Source organism: Cognatishimia activa (assembly GCF_001458335.1).
GTDB classification, from domain to species: Bacteria; Pseudomonadota; Alphaproteobacteria; order Rhodobacterales; family Rhodobacteraceae; genus Cognatishimia; species Cognatishimia activa.
This window is the reverse complement of sequence record NZ_CYTO01000003.1, coordinates 42,718-59,046: the sequence shown is the minus strand read 5'-3', so window position 1 is coordinate 59,046 and position 16,329 is coordinate 42,718. Positions and strand designations below refer to the sequence as shown.

Below are 16,329 nucleotides of genomic sequence, written 5' to 3'. Positions count from 1 at the left end.
CCCCTCGCCTATCATTACGTCGTTCACCGGTTACGGCAGCCAGCGTTGGACAAATCTGACAACGCGTTTGACTGTAGGGTTTTCAAACAGCCTTGGCGAGAAATATGCACCAGCAGCACGCTTATTCAGCTCGCCCACGGTTGGGTACGGGGCGACCATATTGGCGACAGCACTCATCTTCAGTTTGTTGGCAATAACCAAGGCCCAAAGGTTGATCAGCTCACCCGCCTGGTAGCCTGCGATAGAGGCACCTACTGGGCGGCCCTTAACGACCATCACCTTAATCAGACCGGCTGTTTTACGTTCGGCAATCGCGCGGTCATTGTGATTGAAGTGAAATCGAGCCACTTCCAGCTTATCCCCATGTTTTTCGCGCGCCTGCGCTTCGGTCAGGCCGACTTGCGCCAGCTCGGGGTCCGTGTAGGTGGCCCAAGGGATATGGTCGGTTCGCTCCTTTGCAGGCAGACCCAGAACCGCATTCCGAATGATAAGTCCTGCGTGGTAGCCCGCCACATGGGTGAACTGCAGACCACCGGCCACATCACCAATGGCATAGACTTTTTTGTTGGTGGTGCGCATGCCAGCGTCAACTTTGATACCAGTGCGTGAGCGCTCGATACCCGCGGCTTCAAGGTTCAGCTTATCGATATTGGGTTTGCGCCCGACGGCCATCAACAGATGCGTACCCTTGAAGACACGCCCGTCTTTGGTTTCGACCTCAATCGCACCAGCTTTGCCACGGATTTCCTGCGCCAGAGCATCTTCTTCAATCTCGATGCCTTCTCCGCGTAGGTTCTCCAAGACAACCGCAGCCATTTCCGGGTCATCTTTGCCCAGCGCTTTCAGACCTTCAATCACCGTCACTTTGATCCCCAGTCTGCGATGGGCTTGCGCCATCTCAAGACCAATGGGACCACCACCAATGATCAACAAATGATCAGGCTGTTCGCGCAATTCAAACAGGGTTTCGTTGGTTTCAAAGGGAACAGCGTCCAGCCCCGGGATCGGCGGGACCAATGGCGATGACCCGGTCGAAATCACAATGCGCCGTGCGGTGATGACATTGTCACCGGCTTTTACCTCGGTCGGGGAAATGAACTCGCCATACTCGGTGATGACACGCACGCCGAGGCTTTCAAAGCGTTCCACAGAGTCATTGGGTTCAATCTCGGCAATGACATCCGCCACATGATCTTTTGCGGCAGCATAATCGACCTTTGGCGTCACATCGGCCACACCGTATTTTTGTGCATGGCTTTGACCCCAAGCGGCCTTGCCTGATGCGATCAACGCCTTGGAGGGCACACAACCGAAGTTCAGGCAATCACCGCCCATTTTGTGACCTTCAAGCAGAGTCACGTCAGCGCCCATTTGCACGGCCCCTGCAGCGACGGACAATCCGCCAGAGCCTGCACCAATCACCAGCAAATCTGTTTTGATCTTATTCATCACGCGATCTCCTTACTTGCCGCGAATGGCTTTGATGGCGATTGGCATTGCCGCCAAGGCACATAGCCCGAGGATTGGAAGCAAGATTTGCGGCTCAAAGATGATGCCAAGGTTCGGCGTCTCGCCGCGGGCAAAAACCTCACCCAGCCCAGCGCCAACGGAGGTGTAAACAACACTGCCGGGGATGATCCCAATGAAGGTCGAAATCGCAAAACGGCTCAGCGGCACGCCCACCAGCGCAGGCACCAGGTTCGCCACAAAGAAGGGCACCGCAGGGACAAGGCGGATCAGGAACAGCATCGACCACTGGTTTTCATCAATACCGTCTTTGATTTTTTTAACGGCCCCATCAGAGCCTTCCATCTTGGCTGCCAAACGCTCGCCCAAGCCCCATTTCGCGGCAAGGAAGATCAGGATAGCGCCGATGGTGGCCGCGGTGACGTTAAAGAGAGCCCCAGGGAAAGTCGCAAAGAGAAAGCCACCCGTCAGTGTTGCAATCGCGGCCCCAGGTAGGCTGAAGGCGACAATAACGACATAGGCCAAAATAAAGAGACCGACCGTCAGACCATAATTGGCATCCCTAAAGCCCAATAGCGCCTCACGGTTGTCCCGCAGAGCCTCAAAACTGAGGTAGTCGCGCAATGTGAACGCTCCGATCACAGCCACCAATAAGATGGCAATCAAAGGCAAGTTTTTCGCAAATCCACTTTTCTGTTCAGTCTCTGGCGCTTCGGTCATATCAGTCATTTCTCGTCTCTCGTCCACTTTGGTTTCCCCCAAGATGCGAACGACTGCAATCTTTCGGTATAGACTTCACGGCCCGTTGATGATCTTCACGGCTTCCGTGATCATCTGACCCGTTTTATGACCATTTTGAAACATAAGCCGGAGTTTGGTTCGACTTTTTGTTGCAAAACCCGGTTTGGGCGTTTGACTTATCCCAATCCCCCCCCTATTAGACGGGCTTCGAATAGATGACGCACCCGATGTGAGTCGCGGAGCGTTTAACAATAGTACGGAGACGGAGCGATGAAACGCACCTACCAACCATCGAACTTGGTTCGCAAACGCCGCCACGGCTTCCGTGCGCGCATGGCAACAAAAGCGGGTCGCAAGATCATTAACGCACGCCGCGCGCAAGGCCGTAAGTCCCTGAGCGCGTAAGCCTCAGCTGCACTGCGAGTAAGACATGACGCCGCCGGAGGCCCCATTGGATGGCACTGCCAACCGAAGGGACAACCCTCCGGCGGCTTCGTCGTGTTTGAAGATACTTAAGAAACGATCCGACTTCCTACTTGCCGCACGGGCGCGCAAGCAGGGGGTGGGATCCATGATGGTACAAGCGCGCAAGCGCAAGGACGGTGAAACCGACGACCCTGATGCGGTTCGCGTCGGCTTCACTTGCTCAAAAAAAGTTGGCAATGCCGTCGCACGCAACCACGCAAAGCGACGTATGCGCGAAGTGGCGCGCGCGATCCTGACAACCCGCGGCAAACCCGGTTGGGATTACGTTCTGATTGGTCGCGCGGAAACAACGGCCGAACGCCCCTTTGAAGATCTTAAAGGCGACCTGATCTTTGCATTGAAAAAGGTACACGCGCCCCACCAAAGGTCACATTCAAAAAGAGATCGGCAAAAAAGATGAGCTTCTTATCCGCGGCCTTGGTCTACTTATTGTCCCTGCCGATCCGCGCATATCGGCTGATATTCAGCCCATGGGTAGGCCACAATTGTCGTTTCCAACCTACCTGCTCCGCATATGCTCTTGAAGCATTGCAAAAGCACGGGCCGATCAAGGGACTCTTCCTAACATTTAAACGGATCGGGCGATGCCATCCTTTGGGCAGCCAAGGCTATGACCCAGTCCCAGACAAATCTTGCGACTGCTCACACTCCAAGGGCAATTCAGACAGCTCTTCTTCCTAAAATTGTGCCTCCCGGGCAACAAAGCTGTTGGGTCAGGATTTCCGTACTTTTTCTGTTACAAACTCCTGCTAGATTGCGCGCACGTTCAACATCTAAAAAGGAGGCGTGTCATGACATATTGTACATTTAAACCGACGCGCATCCGAGCTGGCTGGCTGCACCGCCTCTATTGATGCCCGCTCCGGGGGCTTAGGCCTCTTCTTTCGAACGTATCCTGATCAAAAACAAACAACTCACTATTCCTATGGAATGGCGTTTCGTTCTGATCATCCCTTCATCCAACCCAACATAGGACCAGACCGCAATCGGCTGGATAAACCCATGACTCACATCGCATCTCACAGCGCTCAAAAAGAGCTCAACTTTGAAATCTCATACCTTGTCGCAAGATTTGGACGTCGGCAGGCTTTGGTCGCGATCATTAAGACCTGCTTCAAAGGCAAAGGCCGGCCACCGGACTCCGTTTCACACCTCAGCAATCATTTGAGGCGAGATATCGGCATGCCTGAAATCGTCGCAAAATCACGCCGGGGCGGTACTGAAAAGGTCTGAACCCGGTTTAAAATGGAGAAAAGAGGCAATTGCCAAAGGGCGCTTTGCCTCTTTTCCTATGGCGGCCCACATGGCATAGGGGCCCTATGCTTGACGAAGATCTCGACGATATTCACCCGCTCTTTCACGGCGCGCCGTCCACTGCCAGTTTCAAAAAACTGCGCAAACGGATTGTTCGTCATACGCGCGAAGCCATCGAACAATATGGCATGATCGAGCGTGATGCGAGGTGGCTTGTTTGTCTGTCAGGCGGCAAAGACAGTTATACACTTCTTGCAGTGCTCTACGAGCTCAAGTGGCGCGGGCTACTGCCCGTTGACTTGCTTGCCTGCAACCTCGACCAAGGCCAACCAAATTTTCCGGCCACCGTCCTGCCTGCATTTCTCGAAAAAATGGGCGTTCCTCATCGCATCGAATATCAAGACACCTACTCTATTGTGAAAGACAAAGTCCCTGCAGGCCGCACATATTGCGCGCTATGTTCGCGACTACGCCGCGGAAATCTTTACCGTATCGCGCGTGAGGAAGGCTGTTCGGCAGTTGTGCTAGGTCATCACCGGGATGATATCCTTGAGACTTTCTTCATGAACCTCTTCCACGGTGGGCGCCTTGCGACAATGCCGCCAAAATTGGTGAATGAAGACAAGGACCTGTTTGTTTATCGCCCCCTCGCCCATGTGGCTGAAGAGGATTGCGAAAAATTTGCCAAAGCGATGAATTATCCGATCATCCCCTGCGACCTTTGCGGCAGCCAAGATGGGCTACAGCGCCAGCAGGTCAAACAAATTCTGGACCAATGGGAAAAGAACAGCCCCGGTCGCCGCCAAGTGATGTTCCGCGCGCTGACGAATATTCGTCCAAGCCATATGCTTGACCCGAAAATATTCGACTTTTTGGGGCTTGAGCGGGACTCTCTAAAATTAGACGAAAAAAACGAGAACATTCCGATACTGCGTTAAGCGATAGCTTAATCTCCTGAGCTATTCATTGAGAAACGGACCGGCCCTAAGTGCCGGAAAGAACTCATGAAAGGTCTCGCGATGCGGTTTCCATTTCGGATGGACCAAGACGCTGCGCTTGCGCGTTTAAAATGGCTGCAACAAAGACCGGAAATCCTCTGGTTCGGCTTTAGCGCGCTATGCTTAAGCGCCTATGCCATCGGCGATGATCCATTGGTTCTTGCCGCTTTGTTGGTGACCTTTGGGATCAGCTGCCTCATTTTGCGAAAAAGCACTGTGAGGAACAGAAAGCGGTCACCCTCGGATAGTTTGACTGGCCTTCGCCCGCCGGAAGTCATTTCCGAAGTTGGGGAAAAATGGCTTACAAACGGTGCAGAAACACAGCGCGAACTCGCATGTTTTGTTGTCGTGATGGACAATTTTGCGGAATTCAAAGCCAAATACGGTGAAACAGCTGGTCAACAAGCCCAGCGCACAATTGCGTCGCGTATCTTACGCGGTCTGCGAGAGGACGATATGTTGACCCGCATCGGGGATGGCGAGTTTATGTTTATCCTAACGCCAGTGCGCCATTTGGATCTGGAAATTTGCGTACAGCTCGCGTCTCGCTTGAAGGCAGCCATCGAGATGGCATTGCCGATTGACGCGACAACCGTACGAGTCACAGCCTCGATTGGGTTCTGTCGAAGCGACCAAATCGCAGTCAAAAAATTCGAAATCCTCTCTAAGGCCGCAACCTTGGCGATGGAAGACGCTCGGCGGAGCGGTGGGTCCATTCGCGCCTATGCACCTGACCTCGACGAAAAAGAAAGAAGTCGAAACAAGCTTTCTTCAGAAGCCGCTAAAGCGCTGAAGTTGGATCAGATTATTGCTTGGTATCAACCTCAAATCTCAAATGAAACTGGTGCCGTCACCGGATTTGAAGCCCTCGCGCGCTGGAAACACCCGGAACGTGGGATCCTGTCTCCCTTTGAGTTTATGGATACGCTAACTGAAACCGGTCAATTAGAAGATCTTGCAGATGTCATGCTCAAACAAGCGCTTCATGCGCAAATGAACTGGGAGAAAAGCGGGTTTTCGGTGCCGCATGTCGGCGTCAACTTTGCTGGCGAAGAGTTAAGAAACCCGATGCTCGTCGAGAAAATACACTGGGAGCTAGATCGCTTCGACCTTGCCCCCAATCGGATCGCCATTGAAGTCTTGGAAACGGTGATCGCCGATGCAGCTGACGGCGCCATTGCGCGCAACGTCAATGGCTTGGCAAATCTCGGTTGCTACATTGACCTTGATGACTTTGGCACGGGCCATGCCTCTATCAGCTCCATTCGTCGCTTCGCAGTCTCTCGACTGAAGATAGACCGTTCATTTGTGATGAAAGTCGACAAAGACCCTGAGCAGCAGAAACTGGTGGCGGCCATTGTCACAATGGCGGAACGGCTTGGGATGGAGACGCTGGCCGAAGGTGTCGAGACCGCAGGCGAACACGCCATGTTGACGCAGCTGGGTTGCGGTCATGTTCAGGGCTACGGCATCGCGCGTCCAATGCCGTTTGATCAAACGATTCCTTGGATGCGGGAGCATGCTGCATCACAGGTTGCACCGCAGGTCTTACGGATTCAGTAGCTCTTTGACCGGTTTCAGAGGGCTGAGACCCTTTGAAACAAGGAATCCGCTTGACCTTTGGGCTCTACCTCTGTTGAACCACCATGAACAGATCCAACACTGGCCCCTTTGGGGGCCTTTCGTGCTTGAAACGGATCCGGTGAGACAACAGATAAAGCCAGCGTGCTGCGGCGATCCCGACATGGGTCTACCCACACAGCATGCGCCAAGACAGACAGGTGGCCCTGCGCAATGGACGACAATAACAAGAACCTCATTCTTGCAACCGTGCTTAGCATCTTTGTGCTGATCGGATGGTTTTACTTTTTCCCACCGCCGGAACCAGTCATCACCGAAGATCCGAATGCCGTCACGACGACAGAAACAGCACCAACCGCTGCTCCTGTTGCAACTGCAACCGGCACATCCAACGCGTCCACCGCGGCGGTGACCGAAACCGCGGAAAACACCGATGCGCCGCGTCTTAAGATCGACACCGCGCGCTTGAAAGGCTCAATTTCCTTGCAAGGCGGACGGATCGACGACCTGTCTTTGAAGAATTACCGCGAAACGCTGGATGCGGATTCAGACATCGTTCACTTGTTTAACCCAACTGGTTCCGTAGGCAGCTACTATGCGCTTTACGGCTGGGCACCGGGTGCAGGCCTTTCGCTTGATCAAGTTCCGGGCGCAAACACCATTTGGACAGCGCCATCCGGCGGAACTTTGACAGAAACCAACCCCGTTACATTGACTTGGGACAATGGCAACGGTCTTGTATTCACGCGCGAAATCTCTGTGGATGAGAACTACATGTTCTCTGTCAAACAAAACGTGCTGAATAACGGTGCTGGCACCGTATCGCTGGCGCCATATGGCATTTTGGCCCGCCATGGCGAACCACAGGACACAAAGAACTTCTTCATCTTGCATGAAGGCATGATCGCGATGTCTGACGGTGAGCTGACCGAGGCGAGCTATGGCGACCTCGCAGACTATGACTTCAACGCCTCCGAAGGTGCAAAAGCGGAAGTCACTCAGGTGTCTGAAGCTGGTTGGATTGGCTTTACGGATCACTATTGGATGGCGACTCTGATCCCAAATCAGACAAGCCCATTTAAGTCCGTCGCTAAATATGATGAGCGTCGCGACATTTACCAAACCGAAGCGGTGCTGCCGACCCAAAGCCTGTCCAATGGCCAATCTGCCACAGTTGAAACTCAACTATTCGCGGGTGCGAAAGAATGGGCTGCCATTCGTGAGTACCAAAACGCAGGTGGTGTTCTAGGCTTCCTAGACAGTATCGACTGGGGTTGGTTCTTCTTCCTGACAAAACCAATCTTTGCCCTGCTGCATTGGCTGAACTCTATCATCGGCAACATGGGTTGGGCGATTATTGCTCTGACCGTCATCATCAAAATCATCGTGTTCCCATTGGCTTACCGCTCTTACGCCTCCATGGCGAAGATGAAAGAGCTGCAGCCAGAAATGGAGAAGCTGAAGGAAAAAGCGGGCGACGACCGCCAGAAAATGCAGCAAGCGATGATGGAGCTTTATAAGAAAGAGAAAGTGAACCCAGCAGCTGGTTGTTTGCCAATCCTGCTGCAAATCCCAATCTTCTTCTCGCTCTATAAAGTGATCTTCGTCACGCTGGAACTGCGCCACGCGCCTTGGGTTGGTTGGATCACAGACCTGTCCGCTCCGGACCCAAGCTCGATCCTCAACCTGTTCGGCGCCTTGCCTTACGCCGCTCCTGACCTTGGCCTCTTTGCCTTCCTGTCACTTGGTATCCTGCCAATCTTGTTGGGTGTCTCCATGTGGCTGCAGCAAAAGCTGAACCCGGCACCAACTGACCCAACCCAGCAAATGATCTTTGCTTGGATGCCTTGGATTTTCATGTTCATGCTGGGCACGTTTGCATCTGGCCTGGTTGTTTACTGGATCGCCAACAACACGATCACTTTCATCCAGCAGTATTCGATCATGCGCATCCACGGCTATAAGCCGGACGTGTTTGGCAACATCAAAGCCAGCTTCAACCGCAAATCCAAAGCGGAAGAGAAGTAATGACATCTGTCACCGCCCTTTGGCGTCATCCCATCAAAGCACATGGACGAGAGCCCCTTGAGCGCGTTGCGCTCGAGGTTGGCAAGTGCATGCCTTGGGACCGGCATTGGGCTGTGACACATGAGGCAACCAAAGCAGATGGCTCTGAATGGGCCCGCTGTATCAATTTCTCACGCGGTGCCAGCTCTCCACACCTCATGGCTTTGACGGCAAAGTTCAACGAGGCCGAAGGCACCGTGACTCTCTCGCACCCAGATCTGTGGGATCTTACCTTTGATCCCGATCGGGATGCAGAAAAGTTTGTTGAGTGGGTCCGCCCAATCATGCCTTCGAAAAAACGCCAATCAACAGGCATCGTAAAGGTGCCTGGAGTTGGCATGACAGATTCTGACTGGCCCTCCATCAGCATCATCAACGCGTCTTCAAATGCGTCGCTTGGTGAGACCTTTAATGCAGAACTGTCAATGGATCGCTGGCGCGGCAACATCCACGTTGAAGTTCTCTCTGCGTGGCAGGAATTTGACTGGGTTGGTAAGTCCATCCGGATCGGCGATGTCGAGTTCGAGGTGCGTGAACGCATTGAACGCTGCTCGGCAACAACTGTTGACCCAGAAACCGGCGAATACGATTGGGACACGCTAAAACATCTGCGCGACCATTTCGGCCACAAGGATTTTGGCGTGAAAGCCTATGTCACCAAAGCGGGTCAAATCTCCCGTGGTGACCAAGTAGAGGTGCTCTAATGCAACTCCCATTCCCGCTGGTGGAAGAACCAGACCAGATCAGCCTTGAAAAGGGACGTAAGATGTTTGTCGGCAGCAACGCCGACTTCCTCAAAGGCGTCGTGGCCATGAATGGTCTGCCCGGTGACGACCGTGTCGAAGTCTGCTTTGCAGGCCGCTCTAACGTAGGTAAATCCAGCCTGATCAACGCGCTGACCGGCCGCAAGGGTTTGGCGCGCGCATCAAATACGCCTGGCCGCACCCAAGAAATCAATTATTTCACCCTGGCTGAAAGCCACTATCTGGTCGACCTTCCCGGCTATGGTTTTGCCAATGCACCGCTGCCGGTGATTGAAAAGTGGCAAAAGCTGCTGAAACAGTACCTGTCGGGTCGCGTCAGCCTGCGCCGCGCCTTTGTGCTGATTGATAGCCGTCACGGTGTTAAAGCAGTCGACAATGAGATCATGTCGCTGCTGGACAGTTCTGCTGTCACCTTCCAAGTGGTCATGACAAAAGCTGATAAGGTGAAGGACAAAGACCGCGAAAAGACATTGGATCAGGTGCGCGAAGCCCTGTCCAAACACCCTGCAGCCTTTCCCGAGCTAGTGGTTACGTCCAGTGAAAAAGGTTGGGGTCTACCGACCTTGCGCGCTTTGATCGCGAATTTGGATTAAATCCGCCCTCTCTCAAGCCGCAAAGCCCGTAGCCAAATGCGGCCAAACCCAGTAACAGGGTCAGCCAGAGGACCCATCATATGAAGAAGCAAAACATGAACCGCGATTGGATCGCCACCGCCCGTACCCTGTCTCAAGCTCTGCCTTATCTGCAGCGCTATACCGGTGCGGTTGTTGTCATCAAACTGGGCGGTCACGCCATGGGCAGTGACGAAGCGATGGAAGAGTTCGCGCGTGATGTTGTGCTGATGCAAATGGTGGGCATCAACCCGGTTGTGGTGCATGGCGGTGGTCCGATGATCAACGCAATGCTGGACAAACTCGAGATCAAATCCGAGTTCGTGAACGGCAAACGGGTCACCGATCAGGCAACAGTTGAAGTGGTTGAGATGGTCCTGTCTGGCACCGTCAACAAGCGCATCGTTCAAGCGCTGAACCGTCAGGGCGGTAAAGCGATCGGCCTGTCCGGTAAGGACGCGAACCTGATGGTCTGCACTCAAACCAATCCAGATCTGGGCTTTGTGGGCACACCAACGAATATGAACCCAGAAGTTCTGCACGACCTCTTCTCTAAAGGCACCATTCCGGTGATCGCACCACTTGGCGCTGGTGAGAATGGCGAGACCTTCAACGTCAATGGCGACACCGCTGCGGGCGCAATCGCGGCCTCACTCAATGCCGATCGCCTGTTGCTTCTGACCGATGTCGCTGGCGTAAAAGACGGTGCTGGCGACGTGATCACCGAGTTGAAAACGCAGCAAATCCGCGACCTCACTGCCGAAGGCGTCATCGCAGGCGGGATGATCCCCAAAACTGAGACGGCACTAAATGCCATCGAAGGTGGTGTGCGTGCGGTGGTGATCTTAGATGGCCGTGCGCCAAACGCTTGTTTGCTTGAGCTTTTCACGGAACACGGTGCCGGCTCTTTGATCCGCGACGCAGACTGACACTAAAGTGACGGTGCCGTAAATTGACACGGCGCTGCGCGCGCCTAATGTCAGTGTATGGAAAACGAAATCGCCATACGCCTATCGGTTTTCTTCGGACTGTTTGTGGCCTTAGCCTGCGTGGAAACCTTGTTTCCGCGCCGCGAGCGCATACAGACTCGAGCTGCGCGCTGGACCGCAAACTGGGGCATGTCGATCCTCAATTCTGCAACGCTTCACTTAATGGCGTTTGCCTTACCAGCCTTGGCCGCGGGCGCGGCGATGGATGCTTCAACGCAAGGATGGGGCCTATTTAATCAAATAGCAGCGCCGCTTTGGCTTGAGCTGATCCTGGCGATCCTGATCTTTGACTTCGCCATCTGGCTACAACACGTGATCACGCACAAGGTCCCTTTGCTCTGGCGTCTGCACCGTGTGCACCATGCAGATCGCGATATGGACGTCACCACGGCGATCCGGTTCCATCCAGTAGAAATTGCGCTCTCAATGCTTCTGAAAATTGGGCTGGTCTACCTTTTGGGGCCTAGCGTTCTGGCGATCATCCTGTTCGAGATTCTGCTGAACGGGACCGCCATGTTTAACCATTCCAACCTGCGACTGCCGCTACCGCTCGACCGAGTGGTGCGCCGTGTTCTGGTAACTCCGGATATGCACCGCGTGCACCATTCGGTGCATCGCGATGAGCATGACAGCAACTATGGCTTCTCCCTGTCTATTTGGGATCGCATATTTGGCACTTACCTTGCGCAGCCCGCATCGGGTCATGACGACATGACAATTGGCCTACATTGGCAAGACGACCGCCCGGCAAAGCTCAGCTGGCTTCTCGCCCTTCCGTTTCGAAAAAAATGATAACGGCGCGGTTGAAATCCGAGGGTCTGACGGTGGTCGGTGGATTTCGGCCAGAAGACGATACCTGGCTTGAAGGTTGCCAGACAGCGCTGCTCATTGGGCCTGACGAGCCTCACTTTTGGCCCCACTTCAAACAACAACCTGAATACTTAGACGGCGCACCAGATCCAATGGATCGCTTCTCCAAACGTGCCCTACATCAGATCGCGCAAGAACATGAGGCAAAGGTCTATTTCCCATCGGATGGACCGCCCTACCCTCCGTTCATTCAATGGGCCTTTCAGGCGGGCTGCCATTCCTCACCAGTCAATCTCTTGGTGCATGGGACGTCGGGCTTGTTTGCGAGCTTCCGAGGAATATTGGCATTGAAAGAGCGCGTTGCGTTCGAACCACCCCAACCCAATCCATGCCGCTCCTGCGCGACACAGCCCTGCCAAACAGCGTGCCCGATCAATGCGCTGACACCTAAAGGTTACGACGTCGAGGCCTGCCGCACTTATTTGGGCACGGAAGCGGGCAAACCGTGTTTGTCTGGATGCAAAGTCAGATTAGCCTGCCCAGTCTCACAAAACTTCGGTAGGCTGGTGGAACAGTCCGAGTTCCACATGCGAGAATTTTTGAACAATTGACCAAACGACTGATCCTCATGCGCCACGCGAAATCAAGCTGGCACCACTCTGGTCCTGATCATGGCCGACCCTTGAACGAACGCGGTTATGAATCCGCACCTAAAGTGGGGGCTTGGCTTCGCGCTAGGGGCTTTGAACCGGATGCGATCCTCAGTTCCGACGCCAAACGCACGCGCGAGACCTGCGCGGGGCTCGGTTTTGACGTACCAACTCGGTTCGAGCGTAGCCTGTATCTGGCTGATCCTGAGACCATGTTTGCCGAGCTTAAGGCTGAAACCGCGGACACCGTTTTGATGCTCGGGCATAACCCGGGGATTGCTGTTTTTGCCGATGAGCTCGTGAAGACACGTCCGGACCATGCACGGTTCTTTGATTATCCGACCTGCGCCACAACCGTAATGGATTTTGGCATCAACGATTGGTCACAGCTGGCATATGGCAGCGGAGTGGTTCAAGGCTTCGCCATCCCGCGCGAGCTTCCTTAAAAGAAAAAGCCCCGCTAGGCAGCGGGACTTTTCTTTGATCATTTTGGTCGTGCTTAGTGACCCAAGATCTGGCTGAGGAACAGTTTTGTCCGCTCGCTTTGTGGGTTGTTGAAGAACTCTTCCGGTTCGTTCTGTTCCACGATCTGGCCTTGGTCCATAAAGATCACGCGGTTCGCGACCTGACGGGCAAAGCCCATCTCGTGGGTCACGCAGAGCATGGTCATGCCCTCTTCCGCCAGTTCGATCATGGTATCCAGAACCTCTTTGATCATCTCTGGGTCAAGCGCAGATGTTGGTTCGTCAAACAGCATGATCCGTGGCTTCATGCAGAGCGAGCGCGCGATTGCCACACGCTGCTGCTGACCACCAGAGAGCTGGCCTGGATACTTATTCGCCTGATCCGGAATCTTCACCTTTTCAAGGAAATGCATCGCTGTTTCTTCTGCTTCTTTCTTAGGTGTCTTGCGCACCCAGATCGGAGCCAGCGTACAGTTTTCCAGAATGGTCAGGTGTGGGAACAGGTTGAAGTGCTGGAAACACATGCCAACTTCAGAGCGGATCTTGTCGATGTTTTTCAGATCCGAGGTCAGCTCGGTCCCATCCACGATAATGTCACCCTGCTGGTGCTCTTCCAGACGGTTGATGCAGCGGATCATGGTGGATTTACCGGACCCAGAAGGGCCTGCAATCACGATCCGTTCGCCGCGGTTCACCGTCAGGTTGATGTCGCGCAGCACGTGGAACGTACCGTACCACTTGTTCATATTGTTGATTTGGATCGCGACCTCATCAGAGACCTGCATTTTGGAACGATCGATTTCAGTGGCTGTATCAGTCATTGATAGCCTCCTTTAGCGGTGCCCGGTTTGAAGCTGACGCTCCAACCACAGGGAATAGCGGGACATTGAGAAACAGAAGAGCCAGAAGACAATCGCGATGAAGCCATAAAGCTCCCATACGATGCCGTTCCAGTCACTGTCTGAACGAATGGAGTCTGAGATCCCCAGCGGGTCATTCAGGGCCACAATGGACACCAGCGTGGTGTCTTTGAAGACCGAGATGAAGTTGGACACGATACCCGGGATAGAGATCTTCAACGCTTGTGGCAGAATGATCAGACGCTGCGCTTGCCAATAGGTCAGACCCAAGGCGTCCGCCGCCTCGTATTGACCTTTCGGCAACGCTGCCAGACCACCACGGATAACTTCCGCGATATAGGCAGCGGTAAAGAGCGTCACGAGAACCATAACCGCCAGAACCGGATCCAGATCCACAGAACTTGGCAGGAAGTACTTCATCAGAACCGTCGCCACGAAGATCAGCGTGATCAATGGAACACCCCGGATGATCTCAATAAACCCAGTCGAGAGCTTGTTCACAATGAACAGATCAGACTGACGCCCCAGCGCAAGAAGCACCGCAATCGGCAATGAGGCGACAATCGCCACGATACCGATGGTGATCGACAGCACGAAGCCAGAGATCTCGCGAGACGGAACCGATTGCAGTTCAATCGGGACCGCGCTGCCCAAAGCCCCAGCGACCGGTGCCATTGCGAAGTAGATCAGCAAAGCCGTACCCACGATGGCCACAGGCATGGCAAAAGCCATGATCATGAAGCGAGACGCAAAACGATAGATGAAGACACCCGCGATAATGCAAAGCGCGATGGTCAATGGACCCCAAATAGAACCGCCCCAGATCAACCAAGGATACAGGAACAAGGATGCAGCAGTCGCCACATAAAGAACCCGTGGAACATTTGGATAAAGGATCGGCAGAAGCGCAAGGATGATCAGCGCCAAGCCAACCAACGGACGCCAGTACAGTCCTTCGTTCAAGTTACCGAAAGAATACCCAAAGATGATTTGGTCCCAACGGTCCCGAACCACGGCCCAGCACGCGTATTCAGTGCTGTCGCCATAACGCTCGGCAAAGATCTCTCGGCAATGGCTAAGAGAGTCAGCGTTCCAGATCCCAAGGAAAATCCATGGCATCATGCTGGCCAAAAGGCTCAGCAAAAAGAACAGGGTGACAACCGTCAGAATTGAATTCCCAACGGAGGAGAAAAGGTTCGCACGCAGCCAGCCAACAAGCCCCACGCTCGACGCAGGCGGAGCTTTTTGCTCCAGCATTTCGGTGCGGACGTAAGATAGATCAGACATATTACCGCTCCGTCAGCTTTACTTTGTTGTTGTACCAGTTCATCGCAGTCGAGATCGTCAGAGAGATCGCGAGGTAGATGGCCATCAGCATCAGGATCGACTCCATCTCACGACCGGTCTGGTTCAAGGTGATGCCGCCCAAAGTGGACACCAAATCCATGTAACCAATCGCAATCGCAAGCGAGGAGTTTTTCGTGAGGTTCAAGTACTGAGAAATAAGCTGCGGAATGATCACCCGCATCGCTTGCGGTAGGATCACCAGGCTCATGGTCCGACCTGGACGCAGACCCAAAGCAAACGCCGCTTCAGATTGCCCTTTGCTCACCGCCTGAATACCGGAGCGCACCGCTTCGATAATATAGGTGGTGGTGTAAAGGGTCAGACCCAACCAAAGACCGATCAGAGGGGCGCTCATGTTGATGCCGCCTTTGAAGTTAAAGCCTTTGAGTTCTGGTTTGCCCACGTGGAAGCCAAGCGCGATCAGCACTGCCAGAATTGGCACGATGATCATAAGTGCGTTTACGATGGCAGTTGCAGGACGGTCACCGGTTTGCACCTGAATGGCGTTGGCACGTTTGTTGTTCCAACGGCCTGCGTAGATACCTGCAACCAACACACCCAGAAGCACCAACAGCTCGATGCTGATCTTGAAGATACCGATATCGATATCCCCCAGTGGACGACTGAAAAGCGGCTCTGGGAAGTAGATCCCGCGGTTTGTGACCGCGACAGAGTCGTTCAGCAACATGGACGCGTTTGCGTTGTCGCCCCGGAACTCACGCGGCTGCGGCGCAATCGCTGTTAGGGTGAACATACAAACGTAAATCCACAGCAACACCGGCACGTTGCGGAAGATTTCCACATAGGCGGCCACAAGGCGCGACACCAACCAGTTGTTGGACAGACGCAAAACGCCGCCGATCACACCAAGGATGGTGGCAGCGACACAGCCCATAAAGGCCACAAGCAACGTGTTAAGTAGGCCAACCAAAACCGCACGGCCGTGGGTATCGGTGGACTTATATTCGATCAGGCGCTGCGAGATATCGTAGCTCGCGGTTTGGCCTAGGAAATCGAAGCGCAAAGGTTTGCCCAATGCGGCGAGGTTTTGAACTGCGTTATTGGCGAGCCAGAAGATAGCACTCAGAACTAAGAGTAGAACAAAAACCTGGATCGTGATCCCGCGATAGCGGGAGTCATATAGCAGCATACTGAGGCGGAAAGCCTCTTTTGGTGCAACAGTATCTGACATTGATAATCCCCGTAACGTCCTTCTGAGGGACGTTTTATGAACTCGTTT

The 16,329-nt window shown here is 53.8% G+C and carries 16 protein-coding genes; 11 read left to right on the top strand and 5 right to left on the bottom strand.

The genetic code is table 11. The features are described from left to right. Positions 1-30: 30 nt before the first annotated feature. Both TA5113_RS00880 and TA5113_RS00875 read right to left on the bottom strand, forming a co-directional pair. Entirely contained in the window at positions 31-1,449 is a 1,419-nt protein-coding gene (locus TA5113_RS00880; protein WP_058313841.1) for a dihydrolipoyl dehydrogenase family protein, read from the bottom strand. 12 nt (positions 1,450-1,461) lie between these two features. Beyond that, positions 1,462-2,187: a TVP38/TMEM64 family protein gene (locus TA5113_RS00875; protein ID WP_370736426.1), complete on the bottom strand. Its 726-nt coding sequence runs from the start codon at positions 2,185-2,187 to the stop codon at positions 1,462-1,464. Between the two features lie 291 nt (positions 2,188-2,478). On the opposite strand from TA5113_RS00875, the gene rpmH reads away from it, so the two are divergent. From rpmH to TA5113_RS00815, 11 genes are all read left to right on the top strand, one after another. Further along, positions 2,479-2,613 (top strand): 50S ribosomal protein L34, encoded by a 135-nt coding sequence (rpmH, locus tag TA5113_RS00870; protein WP_037911188.1) that lies wholly within the window; start codon positions 2,479-2,481, stop codon positions 2,611-2,613. Between the two features lie 25 nt (positions 2,614-2,638). After that, positions 2,639-3,094, top strand: coding sequence for a ribonuclease P protein component (gene rnpA / locus TA5113_RS00865; protein ID WP_058313843.1), 456 nt, complete (start codon positions 2,639-2,641; stop codon positions 3,092-3,094). Then, positions 3,091-3,375, top strand: a complete 285-nt coding sequence (gene yidD / locus TA5113_RS16590) for a membrane protein insertion efficiency factor YidD (protein ID WP_082625786.1) — start codon at positions 3,091-3,093, stop codon at positions 3,373-3,375. The genes rnpA and yidD overlap by 4 nt, the downstream gene beginning before the upstream one ends. A gap of 638 nt (positions 3,376-4,013) precedes the next feature. Beyond that, complete coding sequence (ttcA, locus tag TA5113_RS00855; RefSeq protein WP_058313845.1) at positions 4,014-4,886, top strand: tRNA 2-thiocytidine(32) synthetase TtcA; 873 nt, start codon at positions 4,014-4,016, stop codon at positions 4,884-4,886. Positions 4,887-4,967: 81 nt separating this feature from the next. Further along, positions 4,968-6,509 (top strand): putative bifunctional diguanylate cyclase/phosphodiesterase, encoded by a 1,542-nt coding sequence (locus tag TA5113_RS00850; RefSeq protein ID WP_220387183.1) that lies wholly within the window; start codon positions 4,968-4,970, stop codon positions 6,507-6,509. A 231-nt stretch (positions 6,510-6,740) separates the two neighbouring features. Then, on the top strand, positions 6,741-8,555 hold the full coding sequence (gene yidC / locus TA5113_RS00845) for a membrane protein insertase YidC (RefSeq protein ID WP_058313847.1): 1,815 nt from the start codon (positions 6,741-6,743) through the stop codon (positions 8,553-8,555). Then, the gene (locus tag TA5113_RS00840; RefSeq protein ID WP_058313848.1) at positions 8,555-9,298 is read left to right on the top strand and encodes an MOSC domain-containing protein; all 744 of its coding nucleotides are present in this window, start codon (positions 8,555-8,557) and stop codon (positions 9,296-9,298) included. Before yidC ends, TA5113_RS00840 begins: the two co-directional genes overlap by 1 nt. Further along, positions 9,298-9,951 (top strand): ribosome biogenesis GTP-binding protein YihA/YsxC, encoded by a 654-nt coding sequence (yihA, locus tag TA5113_RS00835; protein ID WP_058313849.1) that lies wholly within the window; start codon positions 9,298-9,300, stop codon positions 9,949-9,951. Before TA5113_RS00840 ends, yihA begins: the two co-directional genes overlap by 1 nt. An 80-nt stretch (positions 9,952-10,031) precedes the next feature. Further along, positions 10,032-10,898, top strand: a complete 867-nt coding sequence (argB, locus tag TA5113_RS00830) for an acetylglutamate kinase (RefSeq protein WP_058313850.1) — start codon at positions 10,032-10,034, stop codon at positions 10,896-10,898. 57 nt (positions 10,899-10,955) lie between these two features. Next, complete coding sequence (locus TA5113_RS00825) at positions 10,956-11,750, top strand: sterol desaturase family protein (protein WP_058313851.1); 795 nt, start codon at positions 10,956-10,958, stop codon at positions 11,748-11,750. A gap of 646 nt (positions 11,751-12,396) precedes the next feature. Next, positions 12,397-12,864 (top strand): SixA phosphatase family protein, encoded by a 468-nt coding sequence (locus tag TA5113_RS00815; RefSeq protein ID WP_058313853.1) that lies wholly within the window; start codon positions 12,397-12,399, stop codon positions 12,862-12,864. Positions 12,865-12,917: 53 nt separating this feature from the next. On the opposite strand, the gene TA5113_RS00810 is transcribed toward TA5113_RS00815, so the two are convergent. Genes TA5113_RS00810 through TA5113_RS00800 form a run of 3 tightly spaced genes read right to left on the bottom strand, consistent with a single transcriptional unit; the run spans position 12,918 to position 16,281 of the window. Further along, positions 12,918-13,703 (bottom strand): amino acid ABC transporter ATP-binding protein, encoded by a 786-nt coding sequence (locus tag TA5113_RS00810; RefSeq protein WP_058313854.1) that lies wholly within the window; start codon positions 13,701-13,703, stop codon positions 12,918-12,920. Positions 13,704-13,715: 12 nt separating this feature from the next. Next, the gene (locus tag TA5113_RS00805) at positions 13,716-15,029 is read right to left on the bottom strand and encodes an amino acid ABC transporter permease (protein WP_058313855.1); all 1,314 of its coding nucleotides are present in this window, start codon (positions 15,027-15,029) and stop codon (positions 13,716-13,718) included. A 1-nt stretch (position 15,030) separates the two neighbouring features. Continuing rightward, positions 15,031-16,281, bottom strand: coding sequence for an amino acid ABC transporter permease (locus TA5113_RS00800; RefSeq protein WP_058313856.1), 1,251 nt, complete (start codon positions 16,279-16,281; stop codon positions 15,031-15,033). Between the last annotated feature and the right edge of the window lie 48 nt (positions 16,282-16,329).

Excerpts from the sequence above, each read along its gene's own strand:
- TA5113_RS00880 (WP_058313841.1), bottom strand. The coding sequence starts at position 1,449 with ATGAATAAGATCAAAACAGATTTGCTGGTGATTGGTGCAGGCTCTGGC.
- TA5113_RS00875 (WP_370736426.1), bottom strand. The coding sequence starts at position 2,187 with ATGACCGAAGCGCCAGAGACTGAACAGAAAAGTGGATTTGCGAAAAAC.
- rpmH (WP_037911188.1), top strand. The coding sequence starts at position 2,479 with ATGAAACGCACCTACCAACCATCGAACTTGGTTCGCAAACGCCGCCAC.
- rnpA (WP_058313843.1), top strand. The coding sequence starts at position 2,639 with ATGACGCCGCCGGAGGCCCCATTGGATGGCACTGCCAACCGAAGGGAC.
- yidD (WP_082625786.1), top strand. The coding sequence starts at position 3,091 with ATGAGCTTCTTATCCGCGGCCTTGGTCTACTTATTGTCCCTGCCGATC.
- ttcA (WP_058313845.1), top strand. The coding sequence starts at position 4,014 with ATGCTTGACGAAGATCTCGACGATATTCACCCGCTCTTTCACGGCGCG.
- TA5113_RS00850 (WP_220387183.1), top strand. The coding sequence starts at position 4,968 with ATGCGGTTTCCATTTCGGATGGACCAAGACGCTGCGCTTGCGCGTTTA.
- yidC (WP_058313847.1), top strand. The coding sequence starts at position 6,741 with ATGGACGACAATAACAAGAACCTCATTCTTGCAACCGTGCTTAGCATC.
- TA5113_RS00840 (WP_058313848.1), top strand. The coding sequence starts at position 8,555 with ATGACATCTGTCACCGCCCTTTGGCGTCATCCCATCAAAGCACATGGA.
- yihA (WP_058313849.1), top strand. The coding sequence starts at position 9,298 with ATGCAACTCCCATTCCCGCTGGTGGAAGAACCAGACCAGATCAGCCTT.
- argB (WP_058313850.1), top strand. The coding sequence starts at position 10,032 with ATGAAGAAGCAAAACATGAACCGCGATTGGATCGCCACCGCCCGTACC.
- TA5113_RS00825 (WP_058313851.1), top strand. The coding sequence starts at position 10,956 with ATGGAAAACGAAATCGCCATACGCCTATCGGTTTTCTTCGGACTGTTT.
- TA5113_RS00815 (WP_058313853.1), top strand. The coding sequence starts at position 12,397 with ATGCGCCACGCGAAATCAAGCTGGCACCACTCTGGTCCTGATCATGGC.
- TA5113_RS00810 (WP_058313854.1), bottom strand. The coding sequence starts at position 13,703 with ATGACTGATACAGCCACTGAAATCGATCGTTCCAAAATGCAGGTCTCT.
- TA5113_RS00805 (WP_058313855.1), bottom strand. The coding sequence starts at position 15,029 with ATGTCTGATCTATCTTACGTCCGCACCGAAATGCTGGAGCAAAAAGCT.
- TA5113_RS00800 (WP_058313856.1), bottom strand. The coding sequence starts at position 16,281 with ATGTCAGATACTGTTGCACCAAAAGAGGCTTTCCGCCTCAGTATGCTG.